The sequence below is a fragment of the Streptomyces canus genome, from assembly GCF_041435015.1.
GTDB lineage: Bacteria > Actinomycetota > Actinomycetes > Streptomycetales > Streptomycetaceae > Streptomyces > Streptomyces canus_G.
Map to the genome: position 1 here is coordinate 10,012,782 of NZ_CP107989.1, position 22,104 is coordinate 10,034,885.

Annotated in this window: 14 protein-coding genes and 3 pseudogenes; 11 read left to right on the forward strand and 6 right to left on the reverse strand. The window is 70.7% G+C overall.

Going from position 1 to position 22,104, the window contains the following annotated elements:
• Positions 1-44 precede the first annotated feature (44 nt).
• A complete protein-coding gene (locus tag OG841_RS45710) occupies positions 45-1,634 on the reverse strand; it encodes a phage tail sheath subtilisin-like domain-containing protein (RefSeq protein WP_365123141.1) in 1,590 nt (529 codons plus the stop codon).
• 323 nt (positions 1,635-1,957) lie between these two features.
• On the opposite strand from OG841_RS45710, the gene OG841_RS45715 reads away from it, so the two are divergent.
• Positions 1,958-4,102 carry an eCIS core domain-containing protein gene (locus tag OG841_RS45715; RefSeq protein ID WP_371570196.1) on the forward strand — a complete coding sequence of 715 codons (2,145 nt, stop codon included), beginning with the start codon at positions 1,958-1,960 and terminating at the stop codon, positions 4,100-4,102.
• 129 nt (positions 4,103-4,231) lie between these two features.
• Positions 4,232-5,647: a hydrolase gene (locus OG841_RS45720; RefSeq protein WP_328635937.1), complete on the forward strand. Its 1,416-nt coding sequence runs from the start codon at positions 4,232-4,234 to the stop codon at positions 5,645-5,647.
• 189 nt (positions 5,648-5,836) lie between these two features.
• On the opposite strand, the gene OG841_RS45725 is transcribed toward OG841_RS45720, so the two are convergent.
• From OG841_RS45725 to OG841_RS45735, 3 genes are all read right to left on the reverse strand, one after another.
• Positions 5,837-7,861: an ATP-binding protein gene (locus tag OG841_RS45725; RefSeq protein WP_371570199.1), complete on the reverse strand. Its 2,025-nt coding sequence runs from the start codon at positions 7,859-7,861 to the stop codon at positions 5,837-5,839.
• Positions 7,858-8,532: a DUF4255 domain-containing protein gene (locus tag OG841_RS45730; protein ID WP_328635935.1), complete on the reverse strand. Its 675-nt coding sequence runs from the start codon at positions 8,530-8,532 to the stop codon at positions 7,858-7,860. Before OG841_RS45730 ends, OG841_RS45725 begins: the two co-directional genes overlap by 4 nt.
• Positions 8,533-8,687: 155 nt before the next feature.
• Positions 8,688-9,323 carry a helix-turn-helix transcriptional regulator gene (locus OG841_RS45735; protein ID WP_328635934.1) on the reverse strand — a complete coding sequence of 212 codons (636 nt, stop codon included), beginning with the start codon at positions 9,321-9,323 and terminating at the stop codon, positions 8,688-8,690.
• A 301-nt stretch (positions 9,324-9,624) separates the two neighbouring features.
• Between OG841_RS45735 and OG841_RS45740 the strand changes: the two genes are divergently transcribed.
• The 8 genes and pseudogenes from OG841_RS45740 to OG841_RS45775 all read left to right on the forward strand — a co-directional run bounded on the left by OG841_RS45740 (position 9,625) and on the right by OG841_RS45775 (position 18,132).
• Positions 9,625-12,459 carry a helix-turn-helix transcriptional regulator gene (locus OG841_RS45740; RefSeq protein WP_371570202.1) on the forward strand — a complete coding sequence of 945 codons (2,835 nt, stop codon included), beginning with the start codon at positions 9,625-9,627 and terminating at the stop codon, positions 12,457-12,459.
• 19 nt (positions 12,460-12,478) lie between these two features.
• A pseudogene (locus tag OG841_RS45745) lies at positions 12,479-12,640 on the forward strand (transposase); the annotation flags it as partial.
• Between the two features lie 13 nt (positions 12,641-12,653).
• Positions 12,654-13,145 carry an alpha/beta fold hydrolase gene (locus tag OG841_RS45750; protein ID WP_371570205.1) on the forward strand — a complete coding sequence of 164 codons (492 nt, stop codon included), beginning with the start codon at positions 12,654-12,656 and terminating at the stop codon, positions 13,143-13,145.
• A 44-nt stretch (positions 13,146-13,189) separates the two neighbouring features.
• Positions 13,190-14,024: pseudogene (locus OG841_RS45755) on the forward strand (alpha/beta fold hydrolase).
• 242 nt (positions 14,025-14,266) lie between these two features.
• Positions 14,267-14,755 carry a methyltransferase family protein gene (locus tag OG841_RS45760; protein ID WP_371570208.1) on the forward strand — a complete coding sequence of 163 codons (489 nt, stop codon included), beginning with the start codon at positions 14,267-14,269 and terminating at the stop codon, positions 14,753-14,755.
• Positions 14,756-14,978: 223 nt separating this feature from the next.
• Positions 14,979-15,653: pseudogene (locus OG841_RS45765) on the forward strand (alpha/beta fold hydrolase).
• A gap of 184 nt (positions 15,654-15,837) precedes the next feature.
• Positions 15,838-17,460: an alpha/beta fold hydrolase gene (locus OG841_RS45770; protein ID WP_371570210.1), complete on the forward strand. Its 1,623-nt coding sequence runs from the start codon at positions 15,838-15,840 to the stop codon at positions 17,458-17,460.
• 39 nt (positions 17,461-17,499) lie between these two features.
• The gene (locus OG841_RS45775) at positions 17,500-18,132 is read left to right on the forward strand and encodes an alpha/beta hydrolase (RefSeq protein WP_365123120.1); all 633 of its coding nucleotides are present in this window, start codon (positions 17,500-17,502) and stop codon (positions 18,130-18,132) included.
• A gap of 227 nt (positions 18,133-18,359) precedes the next feature.
• On the opposite strand, the gene OG841_RS45780 is transcribed toward OG841_RS45775, so the two are convergent.
• Positions 18,360-19,478, reverse strand: a complete 1,119-nt coding sequence (locus tag OG841_RS45780) for a fatty acid desaturase family protein (protein WP_371570213.1) — start codon at positions 19,476-19,478, stop codon at positions 18,360-18,362.
• 7 nt (positions 19,479-19,485) lie between these two features.
• The gene (locus OG841_RS45785) at positions 19,486-20,541 is read right to left on the reverse strand and encodes a ferredoxin reductase (protein ID WP_328635927.1); all 1,056 of its coding nucleotides are present in this window, start codon (positions 20,539-20,541) and stop codon (positions 19,486-19,488) included.
• 87 nt (positions 20,542-20,628) lie between these two features.
• Between OG841_RS45785 and OG841_RS45790 the strand changes: the two genes are divergently transcribed.
• Positions 20,629-21,768 carry a PucR family transcriptional regulator gene (locus tag OG841_RS45790; protein WP_371570216.1) on the forward strand — a complete coding sequence of 380 codons (1,140 nt, stop codon included), beginning with the start codon at positions 20,629-20,631 and terminating at the stop codon, positions 21,766-21,768.
• Positions 21,769-22,104 lie beyond the last annotated feature (336 nt).

Genomic DNA, 22,104 nt, shown 5'->3' on the forward strand with positions numbered 1-22,104 from the left:
CTGAGGGTGGTGAAAACGACGTCGGGGCTGCCGCAGCGCCAGGGCTACTCCTCCAACTCCCCGCTGCCGCTGGAGAACTGGGCCAGCCGGAAGATCACGAACTCGGCGGGCTTGACCGGCGCGACGCCGATCTCGCAGACGACCCGGCCGAGGTCCACGGACTCCGGCGGGTTGGTCTCCTCGTCGCACTTGACGTAGAAGGCCTCCTCGGGCCGCTGGCCGAACAGGGCGCCGCTGCGCCACTCGTTGACCAGGAACGCCGAGATGTTGCGCCGGATCCTGGCCCACAGGGCGTGGTCGTTCGGCTCGAACACCACCCATTGGGTGCCGATCAGGATCGACTCCTCCAGGTAGTTGAAGTACCGGCGGATGTTCAGGTAGCGCCACGCCGGGTCCGACGCCAGCGTCCGTGCACCCCACACCCTGATGCCCCGGCCGGGGAACGCACGGATGCAGTTGACGCCGATCGGGTTGAGCAGGTCCTGCTCGCCGCGGGTGATCTGGGTCTCCAGGTCGACCGCACCGCGTACGACCTCGTTGGCGGGCGCCTTGTGCACGCCGCGCTCGGAGTCGTTACGGGCCCAGATGCCGGCCACGTGACCGCTCGGCGGGATCATCCGGGTCTGGCCGCTCGCCGGGTCGAAACTCTTGATCCAGGGGTAGTAAAGGGCCGCGTACTTGGAGTCGTAGCCGGCCGTCTCCTGCCGCCAGACCCGGATCTGACGGGCGTTCATGCCGGGCGGCGGGTCGATGACGGCGACGCGGTCGCCCATCAACTCGCAGTGCGCGATCAGCCCCAGCTGAACGGCCTTGACGGACTCCAGGTCGATCGCGCCGCGCTGGTAGGCGGCCATCAGGTCGGGGACGGAGACCATGGAGATCTCGTCCACGGCCTCCAGACCGCCGAAGCCGGTGCGGTCGGCGGAGTCGCCGAGGTACTGCGCCGGGCCGGGATGTGAGCCCTCGCTCGCCTTGTCCGGTACGGCGGGTGCGGGCGCCGGAGCGTTCAGGGCCACCGTCTGGTTGTCGGGGCGGACCAGTTGGGCGGCCGGCGCGGCCTCGGCGACGGTGATGAGCCTCGAACGCTCCTTCACCTGGGTGACGACGTAGTTGCGGCCGCCCTTCTTGGCGGTCACGTCGAAGCTCTCGACGGTCTTGTCGCCGTCCTTGACGATCAGCTTGAACCGCTCGGCCGGGCCGTCGCCCTCCGGGTCGGCGACCTCGACACTCAAGGGGCCGCTGCTGCCAAGGGCGTTGGCCGTCACGGTGAACGTGCCGAGCTGCGCGGGCTCGGCCGCGGGCAGTGCGCCCCGGGCGGCGGAACCGCCCACCGCGGCGGGCCCGGAGCCGCCCACTGCAGCGTCCTCGGCGGAGCCGCCCACGCGGACGACGTAGGCCGCCGTACCGCCGTTCTGGAAGAAGCCGTAGACGGAGTGGGCGAGGTAGTACCCGTCGGTGAACTCGCCGAAGGCCGCCACGTACTGGGTCCAGTTGGTCACCAGCGTCGGCTCGTTGAGCGGGCCGGTCGGGGCGAGCCCCACGAAGGCGCCGACCGACGTGCCGACCCCCTCGATGGGACGCGAGCCGCTGGCCACCTCCTCGACGTAGACGCCGGGCGACAAGTAGGACGGCATGCTCTGCTCTCCTCGGGGTACGAGACAGGAACTCCTCACAGCCTCACGCGCGCGGGGCGGCGACCGAAACGTCCCCCGGTGCCGGACCGGGGGCAACGCCCTTGCCCACAAGGGCAGTCGGAGGAACCCTCGTGTCCCGTCGCCCGTCAGGTCTGCCCCTGCGTCTGCCCTGACGGACCTCCCGCCGGGCGGCCCCGTCCGGTAAGGCTGGTGCGGCTGACGCGTGCGCGCCGGGCGAACCGCCCCCGACCGGCCCTGCCACCAGGACACTTCGGGCCGTCGCGGCGAATCAGCACCGGCCGTGCACCATCGAGAGGAGCGCCGTGCATTCCCATGAGACCCGCGCCCGGAAGACCGACGAACAGCAGGCGGTACGCCGTCCCGTCCAGCCGGGCACCCAGGCGCAGCGAATGCTGGACCTTCAGCGCCTCGCGGGCAACGCGGCCGTGACCCACGCCGTGCAGCGGGAACGTCACGAGCACGGGCCCGGCTGCGAGCACGGCCCGGCGGTGCAGCGCTCGCTGGTGCACGAGGTGCGACGCACACCGGGCGAGCGCATGGACCCGCAGCTGCAGTCCGAGATGGAGGCCCGATTCGACGGTGCCGACTTCAGCGGGGTGCGCGTTCACCGGGACGCCCTGGCCCGGGAGTCGGCGGTGCAGGTCCAGGCGAAGGCGTACACCACCTGGCCACACGTGGTCGTCGCCGAACCTTTGTCGAAGGAGGACTGGGCCCACGAGCTGACCCACTTCCAGGACCAGCAGGCCGGCCCGGTCCCGGGCACCGACGACGGTTCCGGGGTCAGCATGTCCCGCCAGGGCGACTCCGGCGAGCGGCACGCGGAGGACAAGGCCCGGCAGGTGATGAGCCGGCCGGCTCCGGTGCAGCGCACCGCAGCGGCGGACGGAACCGGTGACCAGGGGGCGTCCACGGGTCAGGAGGCGTCACCGGACCGGGCGAGGGAACCGGCCGAAGGACACGCACAGGCGCACGCGGCCCCGCACAGCGATGCGCCGGGCGCCGGACACCCCGTGCAGCGGCTGGTCGGCTTCGAGGTGGAGCTGAGCGCGCCCAGCTTCGGACCGGCGTCCACCGCCGGACTGAATCCGGTGGAGGGCAGGCAGCCCGCGCCGGCGCTGGGGGCGTTCTTCCATGGCGGGTTCGACTACGACAAGGTCGTCATGAGCGGGTCGCAGATGGTGGTCAAGGCCGACCACAACGTGCTGCAGAGAGCGGGCGAACTGATCTACGAGGCGCTGGAGGATCTGCAGACGTCCGACGGGGAGCCGGTGGTCGACGGCAAGTACAAGGAGATCAGCAACCTGGAATACGTCACCAGCGCGCTGGACGAGATGGCGCCGGGCTCGGACCACCAGTTCAAGGCCCTGGCCGATCAGATGGGCAACCATGCCCAGGCGATCGTCCAGTCGGGAGCGACACACGGTGTCATGCCCATTCCCGGCGCCGCGGGCGCCGGTACCGGGATCCCGCTCGCGGAACTGGAGGCATGGCTCGGACCCGAGCTCTTCCGGAACCCGGAACTGCAGAGCGCCATCCAGACCTTCCAGAAGCACGTGACCTTCAGCATGTACATTCAGGCGACCGCCGGGATCCTTCCTTCCGGCATGTCTTCGATCTACGAAGCGCAGCAGGGCACGGAGCAGCGCAGCTCCCACACCGGTCAGGCGTGGACGCACGCGGCGAGGGCGGTGGCCTCGGCGTCCGGCGCCATCCGCGAGAAGATCGTCCCGGCGCTCCTGCCGGATCTCGGTGAGGGCGACCGGGAGGCGATGACCGGCTTCCTGTCGATCGCCGCGTCCTACGCGATCGGCAACGCGATGATGCAGACCGAGATCGGCGATGGGTCCACCGAGAAGAACGCCGTCTCGCACCTGGTCAAGCTGACGGACTGGAACCTCGTCCATCAGGCGGGCACGGATTCCCTCCGGGACCGCAAGTTCGGCAAGGACGTGTTGATGGAACTTGCCGGGTGGCTGCACAGCAACGTCCAGGAGACCAACGTCGGCTTCTGGCTGGAATTCCTCAAGCCGCTCGGAAAGGGCCTGAACCACGACCGGTCGCCCGTCTACGGCGAGAAGGGCCAGAACCCGGTCGAGGCGACCTACGAACTGCTCTCGCTGATGATCGACGACGAGGAGGAGCCGGACGTCCTGAACACCGGCAAGAGCATCGACAAGCCGGACGAGCCGAACAAGCAGCTCGAACCGCACCTGGGCGGGCAGAAGGGCATCCCCACGGAGTTCCGCTGGCTGACCAGGAAGATCACGGAGCCTGCCCAGATCTGGCCGGCCTTCAAGTCGATCCTGGACGAGGTGCGCAAGGCCAATCTCAAGACGCTGCCCAAGGACGTGGCGGATCAGGTCCTGGCCCAGATCGTGTCGGGGACGCCCGGGCCCGCCGTCGCGGCCGTGGCGCCGGGTGGTGCCGACGCCATGGACACGAGCTGACCCCGGCGGGGGCCGACCGCGCGGCCGCGTGGAAGGTCCCCAAGGGCAGACATCCCCGGCCCCCTTGTGCCGCCAAGTCTGCCCGGCGGTCCGCTGATCCGCGCCCACTGCCGGGCTAGCGTCGTGAGAGTGAGCCTGTGGACTTCTCTGGAACCCGCCTCCGCGACCGTGGACCCGGGTGGTAGTACGCGTGTGCGGCTGCGGTTGCGCAACACCGGTGATGTGGTTGACGAGTACCGTTTCGAACCGGTCGGTCCGGTCGCGCCGTGGACGAGGGTCGAGCCGCCGTCCTTGCGGCTCTTTCCCGGTACGACCGGCACGGTGGAGCTGATCTTCGCTCCGCCGCGTACGCCGGATGCGGTGGCGGGTCCGAATCCGTATGCGGTGCGGATCACGCCGACCGAGCATCCGGAGGCGACGACGGTTCCCGAGGGGAATCTGACGATCACTCCGTTCACGGAGGTGCGGGCCGAGTTGGTGCCGCCGACCGTGAAGGGACGGTTTCGGGGGCGGCCGCGGCTGGCGGTCGACAATCTGGGCAATACCCGGCTGACGGCGTCGGTCAGCGGCAGCGACAACGGGGATCAGTTGTCGTACGACCTGTATCCGAGCAATGTGCAGATCGAGCCGGGTCGGGCGGCGTTCGTGAGGACGACGCTGAAGCCGCGGCAGATCATCTGGTTCGGGTCGAAGGAGCAGCGGCCGTACACGCTCAATGTGCTGCGTTCCGGTGTCGATCCCCTTGCTGTGGAGGGGACTTATGTCCAGCGCGGGTTCCTGCCGCGCTGGCTGGCCACCTTCCTCGGGGTGTTCGTGGCCCTCGCGATCACCTTCGTGATGCTGTGGATCGCCTACAAGCCCGCCGTCGCCAGCGGTGCCACCGAGAAGACCGTCGAGGCGGGCGCCACGCTGGCCCCCAGCCCTTCGGCGTCCTCGTCGGCGCCCCTGCCGCCCGCCCCGACCAACACCAGCGCACCGCCCCCCGCCGACACCGGCGCGACGGCCGGGGCGGGCGGGGGCGGAGGGGGGCAGGCCACGGCGACCGCCAAGCCGAAGGCGGACACCGCGGCGACCGCCGTGAACCGCCTGGCCGCCAGCGACCCCAGCGGGCGGCACGTCTGCTACCGCGCCTTCGTCGACGGCAAGGGCTGGCAGATACCGGTATGTGACGGCACCGTCGCCGGCACGGTCGGCCAGGCCAGGTCGATCAAGGCCCTCAATGTGGCGGTGTACGGCGTCCAGGGCTCCGCCGGCACCGCAATGGTGCACGACGACCAGTCGACCAACGGCCAGGGCAAGTGGCTGCCGGAATGGACCGCCATCAAGGCGGACGGCAAGGACAACTACATCGGCAGCACCAAGAAGGACGCCCCGTACCTGGTGACCTTCACCTGGAACATTGGCTCCGGCCAGGCGTGCAACGTGGTCAAGGTCCGCGACCAGGACTGGCACGACCAGTCCTGCAACAACGCCCGCCCCGACCTCAACACCGCCGGCTCCTTCGACAACTCCCGCTGGATCGAGGCCATCAAGCTGACGGTGTGATCGCCTGACTCCGTGGAGTTTCTGCCACCCGCCTCCGCGACCGTGGACCCGGGTGGCAGTACGCGTGTGCGGTTGCGGGAACGCGGCGGCGGTGGACCCGGCGGCCGCCGCCCCCTCTTCCAGATCCGCAACGACGCCAACCTCACCCTGTACCCCCAAGCAGGGCTGATGTCCAAGCAGGGCGAGGCGCTACCAGGCGCCCTCGCCCGGCACCAGCCGGCCCGCCTTGCGGTACTCGCGGCGGGCGCCCTCCAGCAGATCGGCCGAGGTGACGTGGTCGCCCCGGCCGGCGGCGAGGTAGGCGGCGGTCACCACGGCGCTGCGGATCGAACCGCCGGCGAGTTCGAAGTCGGCGGCGACCGGCTGGAATTGGAGGTCGTCCGCGCACGGTACGTGGGACAGGCTGTGACGCCACAGCGCCAGGCGCTGTCCGGCGTCCGGGAAGGGGAAGTCGACCACCAGGTCCAGGCGCCGGGTGAAGGCCTCGTCGATGTTGGCGCGCAGATTGGTGGTGAGCAGGGCGATCCCGTCGAAGGACTCCAGCCGCTGCAGGAGATAGGCGCTCTCCATGTTGGCGTACCGGTCGTGCGAGTCCTTCACCTCGGACCGTTTGCCGAAGACGGCGTCGGCCTCGTCGAAGAGGAGCACGGCGTCGGTCCGGTCGGCTTCGGTGAAGATGCGCTCGAGGTTCTTCTCGGTCTCGCCGACGTACTTGTCGACCACCGACGACAGTTGGACCACGTAGAGGTCCAGGCCCAGTTCGGCGGCCACGACCTCCGCGCTCAGTGTCTTGCCGGTGCCGGACTCGCCCGCGAACAGGCCGAGAACGCCGCGGCCCCGGCCGCCGCCCGCGCTGAGCCGCCAGTCGCCGAGGACCCGGTCCCGGTGGCGGGCGCGCAGGGCGAGTTCGTGCAACTGGGTGAGGGGGCGTTCGGGCAGGACCAGGTCGCTCCAGTCGACGGCCGGGCGGATCCGGCGGGCGTGCTGTTCGAGACCGGAGGCGGACTGCTGACGGGCGGCGAGGCGCACATGGGCGGGGGAGAGCCGGGTGCCGTCGAAGCGGGCGAGGTTGCGGGCCGTGTGCGCGGCGCGGGCGATGCGGTCGCCGGGGAGGTGGTACGGGGCGATCGTGGCGGCCAGGTCGAAGTCGGGCTCCTCGTCGAGCGCGGCCGACCAGGCCTGCAGCGCGCCCGCGTGCTGCGCGGGCACGTCCAGGGTGAGCGGGTCCTGGTCGCACCAGTGAGGGTCGTACGGGCGGGGCGCACTGATCAGCACGGGCACGTCCGTGGCCGCAGTCAACGTCCGTACGAGCTGGGCTGGTTGGTCGGGAAGGCCGGGGGCGACGACGGCCGCACCGCTCAGCCGGGCCTCCCGAAGCAGGTCGGGGACGCGGTCTTCGGCGCCGGTGAAACGCAGGGCTGGGATCCCTGCGAGGTGCAGGGCCGCGGCGGCGCAGGCCAGGCCGTCGCCCTCGCGGCGCTCGCGGAGGTAGACGGCGAGCGGGGTCCCGGCGGTGAGGTGGGCGGCCAGCCGGTGCACGAGGTGGCCGAACTCGCCGTCCGGGAAGGGCTCTTGTCGGTCGTACGGCCGAGGCGGCGCGGTCAGCGGGTGGACGTGCCCGGCGAGGGCCGCGTCGGGCGTGTCGTCGCCGAGCAGGTGGGAGGCGAGCCGGTCCGGGACGCGTAACGAGCGGCTGGGGAAAGGACGTTCGGGTTCCTCCACGCTCAGCAGCCCGAGCCGGGACAGCGGGGCCTTGGGGTGGAACCGGGCCCGGGCGCCCGGCGAGTGCAGGGGGGCGCCGAGCAGGTCGAGGGCGAGCGCGACGGTGGCCCGGCGGCGGCTGACGTCGTCGTTGAGATAGCCGTACAGCGGCTCGAAGGCGCGGTCCAGGTCGGGGGCGAGGGCGATGAGCAGCAGCGCGGCGTCGAGTTCGGTCAGCCCGAGCCGCGCGGACAGCTGTGCCAGCCGGTCCTGTGGCTGCCTGTCGAGGACGGCGGGGGCCGGACGGGCCGGCTGGACCGGCCGCAGCAGATGCCGTACAGCCTCCTCGGAGAGGTACAGGCCGCGCAGTGGATCGGAGGCCGTGGGATCGTCCGCGGCGCGCTGCTCCACGAGCTGGGCGACGCGGTCCCGCAGGGCGTGCAGGCGGGTGACGAGGGCATCGGCGGGGTCGCCGGACTCCGTCGTCCCGTGCACCGGTGTGCGCGTCGTCATGTTCGCGGCCCCGCTGCCCTGCCTGCCGTGCGGGCCTCCCGTGCCGCCGCCACCTGCGCAGGCCGGTGGGCGCGTTCCCCCGTGACCGGCGTCGTGTCGTCCAGGGTGCGGAGGCGGACCGCGGCGCCCTCGGTGACGGGCGGGCCGGCGTCGTACTCCGGATAGGCCGGGAAGGGCGCGGTGACCACGAGGTCGAGGGAGGGCTTGAGTTCGCCACCGAGGGCGGACCAGATTTCCGCCAGCGACCGGGACTCCGTCTGGATGCCGGCGACCGACAGCGGCACGGTCAGCCCCAACTCGCCGAGCGCGCCGGGGAGTTCTGTGGGGGCGATCAGCTCGCGCGGGATCAGGGTGGCCAGCACGGCGGACAGCAGCCGGTGTTCGTCCTGGGGCTGCTTCGTCCACGCCGTCACCAGGTACGACAGCCGGAACCAGCGCGGCGGCTGACGCCGCTTGACGACGACGTCCCGCTCGTCGTGCACCGGCATGTGCCCCCGCTGACGGCGGTTGACGTCCTCACGGATGTCGTACAAGTAGGCGTTGATGGTGGGGGAGTTGCGGCGGGCGGCCCAGTCACGGGTCGGGGCGTCGAACGCGATGTCGATGCCTGAGCCCGCCAGTGCACCGCCGCCGAGCAGGCCCTTGAGGACCTCGTCCACCTCGTGGATCACCGTCTTGCTCCCGCCCCGCGGTGTCCGGCACCGCTCGAAACCTGCCGCCGTACTCCGATCCTGGCCTCCGCTCGGGCCGTCCGCAGGTACGCAGGGGACGACGTAGGGGCACACCTGGTTGCCCGAGAGGGCGAAGCGGGCTGCTGCCCTTTCGGTCAGATGTAGCCTTCCCGCAGGGCGTACGCGACCGCGTGTGCTCGGTTGCGCAGGTGCAGCCGCGTGGTCATCCCGTGGATCACGTTCTTGACCGTGCGTTCGGAGTAGGACAACTTGCCAGCGATCTCTGCGGTGTCGAGCCCCTCGGCGACCAGGCGCAGCACGTCCACCTCCCGGGGGGTCAGGCCCGAGGACGGGCCGCCGCTGCGGCCGGCGGCACTGCGGTGCAGCGCGCCCACCTGCCCGATCAGCCGGCCCAGCAGATCGGCGGGCAGATCCCCGTCGCCGCGCGCGGCCGCGAGCACGGCCTGCACCAGACGGGTCGCGGTGGCCTCGTGGCGCCACACGATGGCGCCGACCCCGCACTCGATGACCTCGAGCAGTTCGCTTTCTCTGAGCGAGCTGACGACCAGTACGGCCCGCGCCCCCTCGCTGCGCACCAGACGGCGCAGCCGGGTCAGCGCGGCCTCGTCCAGCACGTCGTCGACGAGCAGCGCTACCGTGCCGGGGCCCGAGGCGTTCTCCTCACGGAGTTCGATCTCCGGGTACCGGCGCAACTGTCCGGTCGCTCCCTCGCGCAGGATCGGGTCGAGGGCGTGAACCGCCACGGGTACCCGCTCCGGTGCGCCGGACATCCCGGAACGTGTGGTCTGCGATGAGCTGAGCAAGCGTTTCCCCAAGTCCACGTGCCGGCCACCTCTGAGAAGCCGGTGACAGGCGTGTGGTGTTCACACTCCTGTGGCCGTTGGGGCGAAGGCAATCGTGGAGCACCACGAGCAGTACCACGAGAACGGCGGCACGGCACCACGAGGGCGCCCGGGCTGTCCGGGTTCACCGGTGGCGCGATTTTTGCGCGGTGGGACTTGTCACACCACTGTCGGTCGGCCGGTTGGTCCTCGAACGCGTTACACGTGATGTCCGAACAAGGAGGAACGGATGTCCGAAGTGCCGCCCGATCAGCCGCGTGAACACCGGGCGGCCGCCTTGCTGTTGGCGGACGCGGCCGCTCGCGCCCGGGCAGGCGCCGGTGGCCTGGTGCTGCTGCGCGGGGCCACCGGCACCGGCCGCACCACGGTCCTGGAGGCCGCCGCGGAGTCGGCCGCCGCGCGCGGGATGCGGGTGCTGCGCGTCCGCTGCGCCCCCGGCGACTCCGCGACGCCCTTCGCCGCCGTACGCCAACTGCTGTGGCGATTAACGCAATCAGAGCAGCCCGAGGCGGCACCGTGTGGGAGTGAGCGGGAAACCGGCACGCTGCTGTGCCAAGTGCTGCGCGGACACGCCGAGGAGTCACCGGTGCTGTTCGCCGTGGACGACGTCCACCTTGCCGACGCGCCTTTCTATCGCTGGTTGGTGGAGACCGCCCGGCACGCGGACCTCCAGGCCATGCCGGTCCTGCTGGCCGTCACCGAACGCAGCCAGTACGACATCGACCCACCCGCCCCGGGCTTCAGCCACACCCTCCCGCCCGCCCTCGTCCGCACCCACACGCTCGCCCCACTCACCGCCGTCGCGGCGGCCGAAATGGTGCGGGCCGAGTTCCCGCATGCACCCGCCGCCTGGGTCAGCGACTCCGTCCTGGCCGGCGCGGGCAGCCCCTTACTGCTGCGGGCCCTCCTGGGAGACCTGGGTGGCGCCACCCGCCACCCGGCTGTCCCCGAGACGTCCGCCGCCCTGTACCCAGGCGCGTACCAGGCTGCCGTCGCCTGGTGGCTGGACAGCGGCGGCCCCGGCACGACCGAGGTGGCCCACGCCCTCGCCGCCCTCGACGAGGGGTGGGACCGGGACAGCGGCGCCATGGGCCGGACCATGGAGCACCTCGGCGCACTGCTCGCCGAGCTGGCGGGTGCCGATTCTGCGCGGGTGACCGGCTGGCTCACCGCCATGACCGGGCTCGGCCTGCTGCGCACCGACCCGGCCGGGCGGCCGCGCTACGCCCACGCCCTGCTGCGGGACGCGGTGCTCACCGGTGTGCCCGAGGCCCGGCGCCGTGCCGCCCGCCGGGCCGCCGCGCAGGCCATGCTGCACAGCGGCGCCCCCACCGAGACGGTCGCCCGGCAGCTGTTGCTGTCCGACCCGGGGCACGCCCCGTGGGCCGCGTCGGTGCTGAAAGACGCCGCCGCCGTCGCCCTGCGCGGCGGCCGCACCGACGACGCCGTGGCGTATCTGCGCCGCAGCCTCGACGAACCGCTGCCCGATGAACGCCGCCAGCGGCTGCTGACCGAACTGGGCTCCCTGGAGGCGGCCGGCCGCGGCTCCTCGGAGGGCATCCCGCGGCTGACCGAGGCGCTGGGACTGCCGGGCACCCCGCAGGACCGGGTACGCGCCGCGATGGCCCTGGGCACCGCACTCGCCGGGCGCGGCAGTCCCCGCGCGGCGGTGGAGGTGTTGCGCGCGACGGCCGCGCAGCTCACCGGCCACCCCGACCTCGCCGCCCCCCTGCACAGTGCGTCCGCCCTGCTGTCCGACCAGGATCAGACGGTCCGCCGGGAGGTCTACCGCCGGCTCACGGCCACGGCCGAGGACACACCGGAACTGATCGGTCCGGCCACCCGCGCCCTGCTGGTGCGCCACGCCGCCACGGCCGGACTGACCTCGGCCGTCGAGGCGATGCAGCGGGTGCGCACGCTGCTGGCCGAACCGGCGGACCCGCTGACCGAGCCGTTCCTGGTGGGCACGGCGGCCGCGATCGCCCAGTGGGCCGACGAACTCGACGAAGCGCAGCGGCTCGTGGAGCGCGGGCTGGCCGGCCAGCACCCCGGCCTGCTGCACCCGATGCACCAGGCCCTGCTCAACACACGCGCCGACATCGCGGCGGCCCGCGGCGAGTACGGGCGGCTGCCGGCCGAGCCGCCTCTGCTGCCCGACACCGGGCCCTCCAACGAGCACGCCCACACCCTCGTCGCCGTCGTGGAGAGCGGCCGCAGGGCCGAGGCGCGGCGCCTCGCGGACGGCTTCGACCTGCGCGAGGCGCCCGACTCCTGGGAGCTGAACCGGTTCCTGTACGCGCGGGGGATACAGCGGGCCGCCGACGGCGACCCGGCGGGGGCGCTGCACGATTTCCTGGAGTGCGGCCGCCGCCAGTCCGCCCGCGACGTGCACAGCCCCGTCGTCACGCCGTGGCGCACGGCCGCCGCCGAGTGCAGCCTCGCCCTCGGGGACCCCCGGCAGGCGCTCGAACTGGCCGAGGACGAACTGCGGCTGGCCCGGCAGTGGGGCACACCCCGCGTGGTGGGCCGCGCCCTGCGCGCCCTGGGCACGGTCACGGGCGGCCGCCGGGGTCTGGAACTGGCGGAGCAGGCCGTACGACTGCTGCGGGACGCCCCGGCCGCGACGGAACCGGAGCTGGTGGCCGCCCTGCTCGCGCAGGGCCGCCAGTTGACCGCCGCCGGGGAACGTGCGCGGGCCCGCGAGTGCCTGCGGGAAGCGGCCGAACGCGCCGAACGGCTCGGCGCGTTACGCCTGCGGACGCTCGCCGAGCAGGCCCTGCGCGAGGGCGGCGCCCGCCGCCCCGCCCTCGCCCGCACCGGCTCGGGCGCCCTGACCGGCAGCGAGCTGCGCATCGCCCAGCTCGCCGCCGACGGCCGCACCAACCCGGAGATCGCCGGACTGCTGCACCTGGCCCGCCGCACCGTGGAGACCCATCTGACCAGCACGTACAAGAAGTTGGGCATACGGCGCCGGGGCGAGCTGCGGGAGGCGCTGGGCGCCCAAGTTTCGTCTAAAGGGTCCTTGCAGAATGAACCTTTTACGGCACCGTGGAGGTGTATGTGATCACCTGCGGGGTGTGACCATGGCGCGGCGGAAGCCGTGGGAGGTCAGCGACGAGTTGCGGGCGGTGGTCGAGCCGCTGTTGTCAAAGCACGAGCGGCGGTTCCGGTATCCGGGGCGCAAGCGGATCCATGACCGCAAGGCGCTCCAGGGTGTGCCGTTCGCGTGGTACACCGGCATCCAGGGGGATATTCCGCGTGGACAGCACCGACGCCGCGGTCGGTCACCCCAACGTCAAAGGCCTCGTGTACATCGCCGCGTTCGCTCCCGATCAGGGCGAGTCCGGCCCGGCGATCCTCGGAAAGTACCCGGGCAGCCGGCTCTCGCCGGCGCTGACGGTCCGGCCGTTCCCGGGTGGGCAGGACGCCTACGTCAACCCCGCTGATTTCCGGCAGGTCTTCGCCGCCGACGTGCCGGCCGGCAAGGCCCGGCTGATGGCGGCCGGGCAACGGCCGGTGGCGCTGGCCGCGCTCGCGGAACCCAGCAGCACGCCGGCATGGAAGTCCCTACCCTCCTGGTTCCTGGTCGCAGGCGCCGACCGCGCCATCCCGCCGGCTGCCGAGCAGGCCATGGCGCTTCGTGCGGGTTCCCACACCGAGATGATCCGAGGTGCCTCGCACGCGATCCTCGTCTCGCACCCCGACGTCACCGCGCGCGTCATCGAGGCAGCCGCCCGCGCCACGACCTGACCCGACATCACCGGCGCTCCACCAATCCGCGAAGGGAAACTGACATGCCGTACATCACCGTAGGCCAGGAGAACTCCACCGACATCGACCTGTATTACGAGGACCACGGGAGCGGGCGGCCCATCGTGCTGATCCACGGCTACCCACTGGACGGCCACTCCTGGGAGAAGCAACTCCCGGCCCTGCTCGACGCGGGCCACCGGGTCATCACCTACGACCGGCGCGGCTTCGGCCGGTCGTCGCAACCGACCAGGGGCTACGACTACGACAGCTTCGCCGCCGATCTCGACACACTGCTGTCCGAACTGGACCTCGCAGACGCGGTACTCGTCGGGTTCTCCATGGGTACGGGGGAAGTCGGCCGTTACCTGGGGACGTACGGCTCGCAGCGCGTAGCCAAGGCCGCCTTCCTGGCCTCCCTCGAACCCTTTCTGCTCAAGACCGACGACAACCCGGACGGCGTCGACCGGTCCGTCTTCGACGGCATCCTGGAGGCGGGTCACGAAGGACCGCTATGCCTACTTCACCGGCTTCTACGAGGCGTTCTACAACCTCGACGAGACCCTGGGCAACCGGATCAGCGAAGAGAATGTGCGGGCCAGCTGGAATGTGGCAGCGGGCGCGTCGGCCTACGCGTCGGTGGCCTGCGTGCCGACCTGGATCACCGACTTCCGCGCCGACGTCGCCAAGATCGACGTACCGACGCTGATCCTGCACGGCACGTCCGACCGGACCCTGCCGATCGACGCCACCGGGCGGCCCTTCCACGCGCTGCTGCCCTCGGCCGAGTACGTCGAGATCGAGGGCGCCCCGCACGGTCTGCTGTGGACGCACGCCGAGGAGGTCAACGCCGCTCTGCTGGCCTTCCTGGGCAAGTAACCTGTGGACCCGGCGGATCATCGCTGCCCACTCCCAGCTCCGACTTCCCCGGCCGCCGGCCGAGGACCTGCGTTGCTTCCCTGGGGACTGACTGAAACGCCGACCGGCCGGATGCCGACACCTCGCATCCGGCCGGTCGGCGACTCCCCACCCGTACTGCCGACGGCGGTCGTCTGGGAACCAGGCGACCGGCTCCTTCCGGCCCCCGATGCGACCGTCTCGGGCGCCATGTGGAGACAAACATGTCGCTCCAAGACCCGATCACCCCTGAGCAGCTTCTTCAACTCGGCCCGGGCTTCATGGCCTCCAAGACACTCCTGCGCGCGGTGGAGTTGGGAATCTTCACCGTGCTGGGGAACGGCAGACGTGACCGCGTGTCCCTGATGGCCGAGGTGGGCCTGCACCCCAGGTCCTCCGCGGACTTCCTCGACACCCTGGTATCGCTGAACCTGCTGACCCGCGACGCGGACGGCAACTACCGCAACACCCCCGCTGCGGACGTGTTCCTGGACCGGGCCAAGCCGTCGTACGTGGGCCGCACCCTCGAGATGGCCAACGCCCGGCTCTCCGGCTTCTGGAACAACCTCACCAACGCACTGCAGACCGGCACCCTGCAGAACGAGGTCGAGCTCGAACACCGGCCCGGCGACGATCTGAGCCGCTCTCCAACCATTCGTCACCCGGGTGGAAGCTCATTCTGCATTCGGTGCCCGGTGAGCAGAGTCCTGTGATGACGAAACAACAGCAGCCCGGTGCCCATGGATGCGCTCTTCCGAATGGTCTGACCCCGTCTTGTCGGGACAGCTCAGTACCGGTCGGCGCGCACTCGAACCGGGGTGGCTCCCCAGTGCCAGCGAAATGTCGACAGGTGTGGAATGTGGCCGGTCGGCGCTATTGGTGCCGCCGGGAACCGGATACGAGGAGGCGGCGATGACGAGATCCGGAGCGCTGAGGATGGCGGATCACATCGGCGTCCCGCTCGCCCACGGCAGACCACGGGGCAACGGGGTTGATCTGCACTATGCGACGGGCGGCAGTGGCGACCCGGTCGTCCTGCTCCACGGCGTGCCGAAAACCATGTACTTCTGGCGCCACGTCACCCCGTTGCTCACACCGCACTACACGGTCGTCGCGGTGGATATGCGGGGATTCGGCGGCTCCGGACGTCCGGCGACCGGGTAAGACACGTGGACCCTGGCCGCCGACATCGCGGCGCTCATGACAGCTCTGGGACACGACCGATACCGCGTGGTGGGCGAGGACTGGGGTGCGGCCGTTTCCTACGCCGTGGCGGCCTTCCACCGCCCGAAGATCGTCCAACTCGTCTTCCAGGAGACGAGACTGCCCGGCCTCCCGGTCCCCGACCTCGGGCCGCTCGCCGCCGAGGATCCCCGTACTGGCTGGCATCGGGCGTTGTTCGGCCTGCCGCACCACCCCGAACTGCTGATCGTCGGCCGGGAGGGCGCCTTCTGGACGTACTTCATGCGACGGATCATGTGGGACCCGAGTGCGTACACGGACGTCGACGAGGACGAGTACATGCGAGGGCTCGAAGAACCGGGCGGCAACCCCGCGGTGTTCGAGCGGTACCGGGCCACCGACATTGACGCCGATCAGAACCGACCCTGACGATCGCATCCGGCCCGGGGTGCTGGCAGGCGGCAGCAGCACGCCAGGCGGGACATAAGCAGGCGGACGCCGAGCTTGAGAACGGCACGAATACAGCTGCCGCTCCAAGACCGCAGATCAGGGTCGGATGCCGGCGGTACCGCTCTCGAAAAGACGGAGGCCACGGCGTGAGTGAATAGGGGACATGCTCTTCGACTTCACGCACGACCACGACGGTGAACGGCTCAACGGCGTGTACGGCGGTGATCTGTCCGGGGCCACCGCTGTGGTGCTGCACGGCGCGGGCGCCAGCAGCATGGAGCGACTGCGTCCGCTGGTGCGTGAGTTCGTGGCCCAGGGCTGTCGCGGGGTCGCCTTCGACTTCTCCGGGCACGGCGAAAGCACAGGAAACCGCGGTGAGTTGAGTCTGCGGCGACGTTTCGAGCAGGCCGTCTCGGTGATCGACGCGTACGCGGGGGTGGACGGGCCACTGGTCCTGGTGGGGTTCAGTATGAGCGGGCAGACGGTGGCCGATCTCGTCCGGCACTACGGGGGTCGAGTGGCGGCGCTGGGGCTGTGCGCGCCCGCCGTATATGCCGCCGAGGCGTGGGACGTGCCCTTCGAGCAAGGAGAGGGCCGGTTCAGCGGGATCATCCGGCGGCCGGACAGCTGGCGGGAGGCGCCCGCGCTTCAGGTGCTGCGGGCCTACGAGGGCCGGGCGGTGCTCGCCGTACCGGGCACGGACACGGTGATCCCGCCCGCGGTGACCGAGTCCGTACAGGATGCGCTGGCAGCCAGCGCCCAGTACACGCGGCTCGACCTGTCGGACGCGCAGCACCAGCTGGGGATGTGGTTCCGCGATCACGGCGAGGACCGACGGGAGTTCGTGGAGGCGGTGCTGACCGGCCTCGACGACCGTGGCTGGACGGCCACGCGTGCGTGGGTGGCCAAGCAGCTCGGCCACGGCCGCTCGGTCGCGGATTCCCGTCGGCTGTCCGGTGGTTGGAGCTCCCAGATGCGCCGGCTCACGCTCGACGACGGCGCGGCCCTGGTGCAACGGACCTTCGTGAAGCCGTTCTTCCGCCACCACGGGCCCGGGCTGCTGGCCCGCGAGGCGTCCGTCCTGACGCTGCTCGCCGGGCAGGAAGGCATCCCGGCTCCCAGGTTCGTCGCAGTGGACGCCACGGCCGAACACTGCGACCACCCGACCCTGCTGATGTCCGCGCTGCCCGGCCGCGTCCGCGTGGACGAGGATGACCTCGACCGGCGCCTGGACCTGCTCGCGGCCCAGCTCGTCCGCGTCCACGACGTCGTACCAACCGAAAGACCGCGCACGTACCAGGCGTGGACGTCCCCGGAGCGCGCCCGCACTCCGGACGGTCCCCTGTGGGAGCGGGCCGTCGAGGTGATCCGGCGCGACCCCCCACCGTACGAAGGCTGCTTCCTGCACCGCGACTTCCACCCCGGGAACGTGCTCTTCACCGGAGCCGGGCCCAAGCTGCGGATCACCGGTGTCGTGGACTGGGTCGAGACCTCGTGGGGACCTGCCGACCTGGACGTGGCGCACTGCTCGACCGCGCTCGCGCTGCTGCACGGGCCGGCATACGGGCTGGAGTTCCGCGAACGGTACGAGGCACACGGCGGCCGCGACCTCGCCGACAACTCCGATCACTTGTACTGGCGGCTGATCGACGCCCTGCACTACTGCCCCGACGCGGCGAAGCTGGCCGGACCGTGGCGTGAACTCGGGCGAGACGATCTGACGTCCGGGGTGCTGCGAGAACGACTGGAGGCGTACGTGGACGGACTGCTGCGACGATACGGCTGACCGGCACTCGACTGATACCGACCCGAGGAGGCGTGCGTATTGGCCGCCGTGGTGCTCGTTCATGGCCTGTATCACCGTCCCGAACACTTCGCTCGGGTGGCGGAACGCCTGCGGACCGCAGGAACCGAGGTCGTCGTTCCCGAGCTCCACCGGGGCTCATTGCCCGCTGACACAGCCGTGGTCCAGGCCGTCATCGACTCGCTACCGGAACCTCCGATTGTGCTCGGTCACTCCTACGGCGGGTCGGTGATCACTGGGCTGCGCGGGGTGGGACACCTGGTCTATCTGGCGGCCTTCGTGCCGGATGTCGGCGAGAGCGCAGCCGGTCTGGGTGGCGCGTCCCCGCAGCTCCAGGACGCCATCAACGCTGAGACCGACGGCTCGACCAGCCTGCACCCCAACATGGCTGCCCACACGCTCTACGGCGACTGCCCCGAACCTCTCGTCGCCTGGGCGGTTGGCCTGCTGCGCGCGCAGGCGCCCGGTTGCGGACGAGGCATCCCAGAGCGTCACAGCTGGAAGCACGCTCTCTCCACCTACGTCGTCTGCGCGCAGGACCGGGCCATCACCCCGGTCCTGCAGCGGAAGATGGCAGGCGGGTCCGCCGAACGCGTCGAAGCCGTCCCAGCGGTACGGGGGATGACCGCTGGAACGGCTCCGGCGACAGCGTAGGCGCAGTCCGGCCGGCCGGTCAGGTACCCGGCGGACATTCTCCGGACGGCCTGCGCGTACGCCTCATGAGACCCCTGAGCGCCGTGGCCGGCGCTCCCCGAACGCCGACCCCGGTCTCGGCGACCGGGGCGTCGGTGACGCCGTTCCCGCACGCCTCATACTGATCGTTTCAGAATGAGGCTGCCCCGGTTCCGGTGTCGTACGGGAGGTCGAACCGATACCGGGAATCAGGCGGCGACGAGCTCCCGCTCGCGGTCCGGCGTGTTGACCTTGGGCTTCTTGTTCGGCAGCGAGAGCCGGACGACCTTGCGCCATGCGGAGAAGACCTGCTTGGGCAGCGGGCCGGTGACGTACTCCAGCTCGTACTTCTCGAACAGCGCGCGCACCTTCACCGCGACCTCGGCGTACCGGTTGCTCGGAAGGTCCGGGAACAGGTGGTGTTCGATCTGGTGCGACAGGTTGCCGGTCATGAAGTGCATGGCCTTGCTGCCGCTGATGTTCGCCGAGCCCATCATCTGGCGCAGGTACCACTGGCCGCGCGTCTCGCCCTTGATCGAACGGCGCTCGAAGACCTGTACCCCCTCGGGGAAGTGCCCGCACATGATCACCGAGTGGGACCAGATGTTGCGGACCAGGTTCGCGGTGAACGTGGCGGCGAGCGTGGGGAGGAAGGACGGGCCCGACAGCAGCGGGTGGATCACGTAGTCCTTGAGCACCTGCTTGCGGATCTTGCGGCCCACGGCCCTGGCCCGCTCGCGGAACTCCGGGTTCTTGCGGCGGCGCTTGTTCAGGTTCTTGCCGAGCTCCAGGTCGTACGCTGCGATGCCGTACTCGAAGAAGCAGGCGTTGAGGAAGTTCCACAGCGGCTGGCCGAGGTGGAACGGGTGCCACTTCTGGTCCTCGTCGACGCGCATGATGCCGTAGCCGAGGTCGTTGTCCTTGCCGATCACGTTGGTGTACGTGTGGTGCAGTTCGTTGTGCGAGTGCTTCCACTGCTCGGACGGCGAGACGTGATCCCACTCCCAGGTGGTGGAGTGGATCTTCGGGTCCCGCATCCAGTCCCACTGGCCGTGCAGGATGTTGTGGCCGATCTCCATATTGTCCATGATCTTCGCCACGGACAGCCCGGCGGTGCCGAGCAGCCACGCGGGCGGGAAGATCGAGAACAGCAGCACGCCCCTGCTGACCAGCTCGAGCTTGCGCTGCGCCGAGATGACCTTACGGATGTAGGCGGCGTCTTTCTCGCCGCGGCCGGCGATCACCTCGTCGCGGATCGCGTCCAGCTCGCGGCCGAGCTCCTCGATCTGCTCCGCGGTCAGGTGGGCGGTGGGGTCGATGGCGGTCAAGGTGCTCCTACCGTTCGATGTCGCAGGGGCCCGCGGCGGCGGACACGCAGGTCTGGATGAGGACGCCCGGCTCGGCCTCGGTGATCTCGCCGGTGCGCAGGTCCCGGACGGCGCCCGTCTTGAGCGGCGTGACGCAGCCGAAGCAGATGCCCATGCGGCACCCGGAGGGCATGAGCACGCCGGCCTCCTCGCCGATGTCCAGCAACGGCGTGGCGCCGTCCGCGTCGACGGTCTTGCCGGTGGTGCTGAACGTGACTTCGCCGCCGTCGCCGGCGACGACGATGCTGGGGCGGAAGCGTTCGGTGTGCAGGCGCTCTGGGACGCCGTGCTCGGTCCAGTGCTTTTCGGCGGCGTCGAGCAGGCCTGCGGGCCCGCAGGCCCAGGTCTCGCGCTCGGCCCAGTCGGGCACGAGTTCGTCGAGACGGGCGATGTCGAGCATGCCGTCGGTGTCGGTGTGCAGCTCGGTGAGCCGCAGCTTCTTGGCCGCGACCAGGTCGTGCAGTTCCTTGCGGAAGATCACGTCTTGCGGCTGTGGTGCGGAGTGGACCATGACGACGTCGTCGAACTCGGTGTCGCGCAGCATGCCCATCACGGGCGTGATGCCGCTGCCGGCCGTCAGGTAGAGCACCTTGGCGGGCTTGGCCTGCGGCAGCACGAAGTCACCGGTTGCATGATCGAGCTGGATCAGCGTGCCTGGTTTCGCCCTGCGGACCAGGTGGTTGCTGACCTTGCCGTCCGGGATCGCCTTCACGGTGATCGTGACGCGGCCGTCCTGGCGGTTTGTCGGCGAAGTGAGGGAGTAGGCACGCCACAGGCGCACTCCGTCGACGTCGACCCCGATCCGCACGTACTGACCGGCTGTGTGGCCGCGCCAGCCCCGTCCCGGTCTGATCACGATGGTCGCGGCGTCGCCCGTCTCGGGGTGCACGGACTCGATGCGCCCCCGCAGGTCAGCGCCCGCTCGCAGCGGGCTGACCAGGTCGAGGTAGTCCGACGGCAGCAGCGGCGTCGTGACCATCTCCAGCAGTTTCCACGCCCTGCTGCGGAGGGCTGTACTCGTCATGACACCAGCTTGCTGCGCCTCAACGCGTAAAGTCCTGACCGCAGGACGTAAATCTGGCTGGTTGAATTGTTCGCAGGGAATAGAAACGTGAGCCATGCAATCCGAAGGGCCAGCGAACTGGCCCTGGACGAGACGACGGTCACCGCACTTCGGGCCGCGCTGAAGAGCACCGCCGACGAGGTCGTCCAGGCGATCATCGACGAGGTCCCTCCCTACGCCAACGCCCTTTCGGGCCACATGGGCGCCACCATCCGCCGAGCCGTCCGCACCGCCCTGGGGCACTACCTGGACCTCGCGAGCGGGAACGCCACAGGCGGCGACGCCGGTGACGCCGCCTATGAGCTGGGCCGCGGCGAGGTGCGCGACGGCCGTTCGATGGACGCCCTGCTCAGCGCCTATCGTGTCGGCGCCCGCGTGGCCTGGCGATGCCTGGCAGCGGGTGCCGTACCCGCAGGTCTTCCCGCCGCCGAGGTCGCCAAGTTCGCCGAGCTGACCTTCGCCTACATCGACGAGCTCTCCGCCGCGAGCGCCGCGGGCCACGCCGACGAGCTGGCCGCCCGAGGCAGGGACCAGGAGCGCCACCTGGAACACCTGGCCCGCGACCTCCTCGCCGGCGCGAGCCCGGACCTGCTGCTGGCCTCTGTTCAACGGGCCGGGTGGCAGCCTCCGGTTTCGCTGACCGCGGTCCTGCTGCCCGCGGCCCAGGCCCGGCCCGCCTACCGCGCGCTCGACCCGAGCACCCTCGTCCTCGACGATCTGCCGGATGCCACCGGTGTGCTGCTCGTCCCCGATGCCGACCGATCACATCTCTTGCGGCAGCTGACCGACCGCACCGCTGTGGTCGGCCCGGCCAGGCCATGGACGCGTGCGTCCGCCTCGTACGCACGAGCCATGCGCGCGCGCTTGCTCTCCTCTGATATTCGCGACACCGAGGACCACCTGCCCGAGCTGGTGCTGAGCGCCGACGTGGACGCGTTCGCAGACCTGCGTGCCCGGGCCCTCGCACCGTTGCGGACCTTGCCTGTCGCGACCGCGCGGCGGCTGGAGGAGACGTTGCGGGCGTGGCTGCTGCACCAGGGCAGGCGGGACGAGGTGGCGGCGGCGTTGTTCATCCATCCCCAGACAGTCCGGTACCGGATGTCGCAGGTGCGGGAGCTGTTTCCGGATCTCGCATCGCCACAACGGGTCCTCGAACTGACGCTGGCGGTCGGTCTTCGGGACACCTGACGCGTACGTCGACCGTCCACGACCGCGTCCGCGAGGGGCCGAGGAATCGTGCCTCGTTCTCGGTGCCGTCAGCTGCCTCATGCGGCCCCGGGGAAGAGGGGTATGAGCCAGCTGAGACCGGGGTTGACGCGCAGACCGGACAAGGCCTCGGGAAGCCCGTCGGGGGCGCTGTCTCTGAGAAGCGCGGTCGCGGATACGGCTCGACCGGATCCGGTGGACGATGTGCACCGGCCCGCTCGTCGCGCTCATCGAGCATCTGGTCGGTGATCTGTGCCGCTATGCCCTGGAAAACGGCTTTCCCGTCGTCGTGGAGGGGGCTGTCCGGGCACGAGCTGA